Here is an 8088-nt window from a genome sequence, read left to right on the forward strand (position 1 = left end):
CACCGAGCATGCGCTTAAGATCGTTCGCGGAGCATGTAGAATGGCTCAATCCGAAGATTCAAGGATGGAGAAATTATTACTACACGAACTACAGCCAAAAGAGATTAGCGAAACTGGATTGGTATATTCTGCAACGCTTAACCCGGTGGTACGCAAAGAAGAGACAACGCGGGAGATGGATAAGTTCACGATCTGAGGTTAAGTATATGGCCAATAGGTATGGACTAAAAACGCTATTGTGATCTGCATGCACATGAATGACGAACATCGGAAAGCCGTATGAGGGAAAACCTCACGTACGGTTTGATGAGGAGGGGCTGGTTTAAACCCAGCCCTTTACTCTAGTAACTTGTGCTATTCCTGCACCTTGCTGCTTAGAAGCTAAAGTCCTCATCACGCAGCGGCTCCACGTTCAGCGCACGGACGTAGCCGTTGCCTTTTTTGGAGAAAAAGTCATGCTGCTTGGTGTGGGTGCTGATCCCGTTCTGGACGATCGGGTTGATCTCTTCCTCGTCGAACAGCGGATCGTGACCCAGGTTCATCATCGCCTTGTTGGCGTTGTAACGAAGGAAGGCTTTCACTTCCTCGACAAGCCCGATTGGCGCGTAGATCTGCTCGGTATACTGCTCCTCGTTCGCATGCAGCAGGCGCAGAAGGCCAACGAGTGTCTGGTATACGTCGCGCTGGTCGTCCTCGGACAGCTCCTCGAAAATCTCCTGAGCCAGCACGCCGACATAAACGCCGTGGATGCTCTCGTCGCGCAGGATCAGGTCGATGATCTCGCCGCTGCAGGTCATTTTGCCCTGGCCGGCCAGGTAGAGCGGGTAGAAGAAGCCGCTGTAGAACAGGTAGCTCTCCAGCAGGACGGAAGCCGCCATCGCCAGGTAGAGGTCCTTGGGTGTTTCGATTTTTTTGTAATACTCGGAGATGGTCTGGGCCTTGAACTGCAGGAACGTGTTGTCCTCCACCCAGCGGAAGATCCCGTCGATCTCCTCAGTGGAAGCCAGCGTCGTAAAAATACTGCTGTAGGACTTCGCATGAATCTGCTCCATCATCCCCATGAAGCCGAGCACCGCCTTGCGCTGCAGGCCGTCCACATGCTCCATGATCTGCGGCATCCCTACGCCGCCTTGCACGGTGTCGAGCAGGGTGAGCCCGCCCAGCACCTTCATATAAGAGTCCTTTTCGGTGTCGCTCAGCGTCAGCCAGGACATTTTGTCATCGGATAATGGAATTTCGTCGTCGGTCCAGAACTGCATAATATTCTGGTTCCAAAACATCAACGAGAAGTCGTCGTCGGGACGGTTCCAGTTCACGGCTTGAATTGCGCTCATAATGGTATAATCTCCCTTTCTGTAGCCGTACGGCCCTTTAAATCGAGCAGGTCAGGCATTCCTCGACGGACAGCTTTTTGGTGCGTGTGTAATACAGCGACTTCAGGCCTTTGTGAGCCGCATACAGGTAGCAGCGGGCCAGCTCACGGGTCGTTACATCACTGTTCACGTGCAGGACGGTCGAGATACCCTGGTCGATATGGGGCTGGATTTCCGCAATCAGATCAATCACCTTGAACTGGTCCATCTGATAAGCGGATTTATAGAAGAACACATTGTCCGGCTGCAGATAAGGCATCGGATAATAGGTGGTCGAGTTAGCATAGGTACGGGTCTCGATCTGCTCGACGATCGGCATTACGCTGGATGTAGCATTCTGGATGTACGAAATGCTCGCAGTCGGCGCAATCGCCAGACGGTAGGCATGATACAGGCCGTTTTTCATAACAGCTTCACGCAGCTGCTTCCAGTCTTCCTGAGTAGGAATATAAATGCCTGCGAACAGCTCCTGCACTCTTGCCGTAACCGGCTGGTAATTAGTAGACACGTAACGGTCAAAATAAACACCCGTCGCATAATCGGACTCTGCGAAGCCGTAGAACGTCTCGCCGGTTTCGGCGGCGATTTCCATACTCTTTTCAATCGAGTGGTAGTTCATCGTCATGAAGAACGTGCGGGCAAAGTCGCGGGCCTGCTCGCTTTCATATGCGATTTTGTTCTTGGCCAGGTAACCGTGCAGGTTCATGACGCCCAGGCCGACGGAGTGCATCTCCTTGTTCGCTTTGGCTACGCCCGGAGCATTGGAAACGGTAGTCATGTCGCTGACTGCGGTCAGGGCGAGCATGCCCTCATGAACGGACTCACGGATTTTGCCGTGCTGCATCACGTTCACAATGTTCAGGGAAGCCAGATTGCAGCTGATATCGCGGCGGATCGCATCCTCCTGGCCGTAGTCGTTAATCTCTGAAGTCTCCTGCAGCTGGAAAATCTCGGTGCACAGGTTGGACATTTTGACCTGGCCGACGTTCTTCAGGGCGTGAGCGTTATTGGCATTGCTCTTGTTCATAATATAGGGATAGCCCGATTCGAGCTGGATCATGGCAATTTTGGTCAGCATGTCGCGTGCGCTCATGGCAACCTTTTTCTTCACGCGCGGATCAGCGAGCAGGGTGTCGTACATTTCGTCGAGATCCATGTCATCCAGATGATTGCCGTAAGCCTGGAAAACGGTATAAGGTGCAAATACATACAGCGGCTGATTATCCTGGGCCAGCTTGTAGAAACGGTTCGGCACGATCAGACCGATGGACAATGTCTTCAGGCGTGTCCGCTCGTCGGCGTTGATCTTTTTGCTGTCGAGGAATTCAAGCACGTCCCAGCCGAAAATATTATAGTAAGCCGCACCGGAGCCCTTGCGCTGGCCCATCTGGTCAGCATAGGAGAACCCGTCTTCCATCAGCTTCAGGACAGGCATGATGCCTTTGGCTGCATCCTCTACGCCTTTGATCGTCTCGCCGCGCGAGCGCAGCTTGGACAGATTGACGGCAACGCCACCACCGATCTTGGACAGCTGCATGCAGGTGTTCAGCACATAGTTGATGGAGTTGAGCGAGTCGTCCATTTCCAGCAGGAAGCAGGAAACCATCTCGCCGCGGCGGCTTTTGCCTGCATTGAGGAAGGTCGGTGTGGCCGGCTGCAGGCGCTGCTCCATCATCGAACGTGCCAGAGTGCGGGCCGTTTCAACGTTCCCGCGTCCAAGGTGCAGGGCTACTACCGCTACACGGTCCGGATAATGCTCAAGGTACTGCTTGCGGTCATTGGTTTTGACGGCATAGTCTGTATAGAACTTGGAAGCCGCCATATAGGAAGGAAAACGGAAATCATATTCATGGGCGATCCGGTAGACATCCTCCATCTCAGCTGCGCTGTAACGGTCATACAGATCCTCGTAATAATCATTGGCGATCATATAGTCAATCTTGGCTTTGGTGCTTGTAAAGGTCAAGCTGCGGCGCTCCACATCACGCATGAACTCCGCTACGGCCTCTTGGTCTTTATCGAGCTGGAAAAATCCGGTCTCGTCTCTCTTCATCAACATGTTATTTAATTCAATATGCCGCAACCCGGTTCACCTCCTGTTTAATTCGCTCCACATCGCCAAAAGTCCCTGACAGCTCGAATTTGCCGACTACCGGCACGTTATAGCGTTCTGCAATCAGGTCTGCGCTGTGGGCGTACAGCTCACCCCAGTTTTTGTTGCCGCTGGCGGCAATGCCTTTCAGCCTGGAATGGTTCCTCTCCAAAAAAGAGGACACCTTCTCTGGGATCTGTCCAAATCCGGTGGTGTATGTAACAAGCACATAAGGCTCGTCGATCGTCATATGCTCTTCGATTTGTACAGCAGGCAGCTTCAGCTTGTTGATAAAACGTCTGACATTGCCGGTTTTGGAATCGTAAGCAATCAGCATAGTCGCTCTAACCTCCTATAACAATGGATCTATTTAAATTGTACTCGGGTGTTCCGCTAGGTATATGAGTTTAACTACTATATACACTACATTTAGGTGACTTCAATCATATTAAACACTATATGTTGGAAAGTCAATAGATCAGAAAGCCCTTTGCGGCCCTCTGAAAGCCCTTCAGAAACGGTCAGGCCAAGCCCCGCCTGCAATCTTTTCTCTAAAATTTTATTCTAATTTTTAATATAGTCTGAGCCGTGCCGAAAAGAGGCCTTACGTACCCGGCATCCAAAAATCCATGCCTGTTCCGGCCTCCGTCTATGGTACAAGGAATCAAAAGCTTTCATAATAACGAAAGAAACCGCCAGATATAAAGGATGAGAGGATGAAGGCCCGATGTTTGAAGTGCAAGAGCTGGACTGGCAGGGGCGCCGGCTGACGGTGTTCCTGCCCCCTTCCTATGCGTTATCCCAAAAGCGTTATCCTGCAGTATATCTGCATGACGGCGCAACCTTAATGATGAATACCTTAAATTATATGTACAGGCTATTCCGGGAGGGGCTGCTGGCCGAGCTGATTGTCATCGGGATCAGCACTTCTTCCCGAAATGATGATTATACACCCTGGCCTGAGTCTGCTGCAACAGAAGGCAGGCCGGCCTTTGGCGGCCGCGGATCTGCCTATCTCGATGAAATCGCCGATGGCATCAAGCCTTACATCGATTCTGTCCTGCGGACGGCCCCGGAACCGGACAACACCGGTCTGATCGGTTATTCGCTGGGCGGCCTGGTGACGCTGCTGGCCGCTTACCGCCGGCCCGATGCCTTCGGGCGGTTTGGGATGCTGTCACCTTCAATCTGGTACGAAGGGATGCTTGGCTACACGGAAGCTAACCCGCTGCCTGACCGGGGGCAGAGGCTGTATTTCTCTGTAGGCAACCGTGAGGGCGTGTATAAGCAGAATCTCCAGCGGCATGCCGTGCCCAGCACATTGCAGCTGTACCGCAACCTGAGGGGGCAGCTGGCTGATGAGCAGCGGCTGCGGCTCTCAATTGCCGACGGGGCTGCCCATGACCTTGCCTCTATGTCGGCGCAGTTTCCCGAGGCGCTAAAGTGGCTGTACGGGGCGGCTGACGGACAGGAGGCGGGGGCACAGCAGGCCGGGATGGAGCCTGGGCTGATCTCACCGGTCAGGGCGTGTGCTCTGCCGGGGACCGAGGTATGGGACATGACCTCCCTGTATAACGGCCTGACTTACCGGATCTTTGTCCATATCCCGCTGAAGCCCCCGCCGCCGGAGGGTTACCCGGTGCTGTACACCGTCGACGGCAATGCCTACTTCGCTTCCCTGAACGATGCGATGCGGCTGCAGACCCGCCATCCGCGGGGGCTTCCGTCCGGTATGGTAATTTCCATCGGTTATCCGGCAGACGGGCCGTTTGTGGCCGAGCGGCGCTTCCGGGATCTTACCGTGCCGGATGTACAGCAGGGTCTGCGGCCGGACGGCTCACCCTGGCCGGTGAACGGGGGGGCGGATGCCTTTCTCGACTTTATTGAGCTGGAGCTGATGCCGCTGATCAGCCGCAGATACCGCGCAGATCACTCCAGGGCGGCGCTGTTCGGGCATTCATTGGGCGGCTTCTTCACCCTGTATACGCTGATCCGCCGCAGCCGGCTGTTCAGCACTTATATCGCAGGCAGCCCGTCCCTCTGGTGGAAGGGCAGAGTGCTGTTCGATATGCTGCCGGAGCTGGAGGACAAGCTGCGCAGCGGGGAGCTTGCCTGCTCGCTGATGATCGGCATCGGCTCGGAGGAGACCGGCATGCTGGAGAATGCCAGGGCCTTCCATGAGCGGCTGGTCCCATTTAACGGCAGCGGACTCAGCCGGCTGTCCTATAAGGAATTCCAGGGCGAAGGGCATATGTCTGTGCTGCAGCCGCTGTTCAGTCCGATGCTGCGCTTTGTTTTTGCAGCAGAAGGTGCTGAGCCCTGCATCTGAGAGTCTCCGGTAGTCTGTTCCATTTGACAAATCAGCAGTTTGCTTTATATTAGTAAGGGAGCGAGAGACCGTACTTATGCAAGCACAGGCTGGAACTACAACAATTGATGCCGCGCGGTGTTCCGGATTTTACCGGCTGCCGCGCTTTTCTTCTATATATAGGAGAAAAAAATATATAGGAGAAAAAATTACCGTACAACATGGTATGTATCGGGTGCCCGGCGGGTATCTTCTTAATATAGATCAGAGGTCAGGAAGGAGCGAATGCATAGGAAATGGGCAGTCTCCTAATTGCGTGGCTTTGTATGCTTTGTCTGTTTTTTACCTTCAGAGATAAGGTGAGCCGGAAAATTCTTTATCCTGTAGCGCTGGTCGTAGTGATCAGCACTTTGGGCTGCTGGACCATTTTAATGTAATTTTTAGCTTGCTATCAGCTTATTTTCAGGTAGATCCTTTATAGTGAATATACCAGACACCCCCCAGTGTTATATGGTACCCTGCAGGTCTTGCCAACTCCCATGGCAAGGCCTTTTTGTTTGCTTCATAATTTTTCTAAAAATCCAGACAATAATGTGATGTTTTTCACAATAAAATATTTAGAATTGTTTTATATTGAATTTGAAATACTAAGGATGAGAATAATGCAGTTAAAAAGGAGAATGATGATGAATCACGAAGGAAGTCTCCGCCGCGGTCTGGTGTTTGGCCTGTTTTTAAGTATTCCGCTCTGGATGTCAATGATCGGCTGGCTGCAGCTGTTATAATAAGTGAACCCATGCAAAGAAGAAGACTGTCTGCGGAGTGATCCGCGGGGAGTCTTTTTTACTTGAATCGGAAATATAATAGTTCAATAATAAGTAGTTCAAATCTACTAGAATTAAATATTTAAAATATAACAATTTTAAGCAAGTGAATGCGGGTATTCATGAGTATAAGAGAGGATTAGTTGAACAATAGATAGAATTTTAGAGCTATTCTGCATATAATGCGCCGTACAGGCTCTTTTTAGAAAAATTTCTAATGTTATTGGCAAAATATTATAAGGAATAGATTGACAATACAGAGGATCAGGGAATACACTGAGGTTAGTTCTAAAGTAACAAATGTCATAGACTATTTTCTCTATTACCAATTACATACCTTCTCATGTATAATCGCAAACCGCGCGAAAGCGCGGGACGCAAAGTCAGGAGTCTACAGCCTTTGAGAGAGGGCTACGATCGTCCGGCCGCCATGGAGCTTGTCTTCCTGGCGGCTTTTTTTATTTTTCAGGTGAAGGTGCTGCTATAACCAAGGATATCGCATCTTACGGGGGGATTATTAATGAAACGTAAATCTGTATTCAAATTATCTTTTGCACTGTCTATGTCTGCAGTCCTGCTGGTCGGCGGCTGGCTGGCTTCGGCCGGTCAGGGTAAAGTGAGAGCCGACAGCCCCCCCCTTCCGGGCGTTGCGGGTAAGTACAATGTGTTTATCCTTGGTGATCTCAAAGGCTACCATAGTGATTCTGAAGGCAGAATGGCTGCAGGCGGCAATATCACCCTTACACAGGGAGGATATTCGGTAGGCCACAGCCTGAGTGAAGCAGAACGTTCAGAAATGGATTCGCTGGTGGCTGGCGGCAATCTGAACTATGAGATGGGGGAAGTTAACGGTAACGCCGTGTACGGCGGCACTTATACAGGTACAGGTAAACCGCGGGGCGGAACAGGAACCCTGCGGAAAGAAACGAACGTTATTAACTTTGTCTCGGAGTTTGCCTTGCTCCGCGCCAAATCCCAGGAGCTTGCAGCTTTGACGGTGAACGGCAAGACTGAGGATAACTATGGAAATATTAAATTGACCGGAACTGATCCCGCGCTGAATGTGTTCTCGGTTTCAGGAAGCGCGCTTACGGGCGCTAATGAGCTACGGATTACTGCACCGGAGGGGTCTACCGCCATCGTTAATATAGACGGAGCTTCGGTCACCTTCAAGAACGGAAACGGGCTGACTGGCGTAAGCCAGAATAAAGTGCTCTATAACTTCCCGCAGGCAACGGCTCTGCGGCTGGAGAGTATCGGTGTAATGGGAACTGTTCTGGCACCGAATGCAGCGATTACCTTCAATAACGGGCAAATCAACGGCAGTATGATCGGTGCTTCGCTGGAAGGAAGCGGGGAATTCCACCATAAGCCATATACTGGCCGTGACAACGGAACCCCGGCAACACCAACACCGTCGCCATCACCAAAGCCGACCGCAACACCAACGCCGGTTCCGACAAGCACAGCGACACCGTCGCCAACACCAGC

At 51.8% G+C, this 8088-nt stretch carries 7 protein-coding genes and 1 riboswitch; of the genes, 4 read left to right on the top strand and 3 right to left on the bottom strand.

Annotated features, from left to right (window positions below):
* The first annotated feature begins 8 nt into the window (after positions 1–8).
* The gene (locus tag BLR64_RS23990; protein ID WP_090718575.1) at positions 9–242 is read left to right on the top strand and encodes a group II intron maturase-specific domain-containing protein; all 234 of its coding nucleotides are present in this window, start codon (positions 9–11) and stop codon (positions 240–242) included.
* 132 nt (positions 243–374) lie between these two features.
* On the opposite strand, the gene nrdF is transcribed toward BLR64_RS23990, so the two are convergent.
* The 3 genes from nrdF to nrdI are packed head-to-tail and all read right to left on the bottom strand — an operon-like array spanning position 375 to position 3802.
* Positions 375–1334 (bottom strand): class 1b ribonucleoside-diphosphate reductase subunit beta, encoded by a 960-nt coding sequence (gene nrdF / locus BLR64_RS23995; RefSeq protein WP_068723735.1) that lies wholly within the window; start codon positions 1332–1334, stop codon positions 375–377.
* Between the two features lie 37 nt (positions 1335–1371).
* Positions 1372–3456 (bottom strand): class 1b ribonucleoside-diphosphate reductase subunit alpha, encoded by a 2085-nt coding sequence (nrdE, locus tag BLR64_RS24000; protein WP_090718473.1) that lies wholly within the window; start codon positions 3454–3456, stop codon positions 1372–1374.
* Positions 3443–3802 (bottom strand): class Ib ribonucleoside-diphosphate reductase assembly flavoprotein NrdI, encoded by a 360-nt coding sequence (gene nrdI / locus BLR64_RS24005; protein ID WP_068723738.1) that lies wholly within the window; start codon positions 3800–3802, stop codon positions 3443–3445. Before nrdI ends, nrdE begins: the two co-directional genes overlap by 14 nt.
* A 390-nt stretch (positions 3803–4192) precedes the next feature.
* Here nrdI and BLR64_RS24010 point away from each other — a divergent pair, with 390 nt between their 5' ends.
* The 3 genes from BLR64_RS24010 to BLR64_RS30610 form a co-directional block, all read left to right on the top strand.
* A complete protein-coding gene (locus BLR64_RS24010) occupies positions 4193–5794 on the top strand; it encodes an alpha/beta hydrolase (protein WP_090718476.1) in 1602 nt (533 codons plus the stop codon).
* Positions 5795–6435: 641 nt separating this feature from the next.
* On the top strand, positions 6436–6558 hold the full coding sequence (locus BLR64_RS31070; protein ID WP_279615484.1) for a hypothetical protein: 123 nt from the start codon (positions 6436–6438) through the stop codon (positions 6556–6558).
* Positions 6559–6939: 381 nt separating this feature from the next.
* Positions 6940–7030, top strand: a riboswitch (cyclic di-GMP riboswitch).
* An 87-nt stretch (positions 7031–7117) separates the two neighbouring features.
* Positions 7118–8088: choice-of-anchor A family protein (locus tag BLR64_RS30610; protein ID WP_090718478.1), on the top strand; the 971-nt coding region annotated here is incomplete at its 3' end.

It is taken from the genome of Paenibacillus typhae, assembly GCF_900099765.1.
GTDB lineage: Bacteria > Bacillota > Bacilli > Paenibacillales > Paenibacillaceae > Paenibacillus_AQ > Paenibacillus_AQ typhae.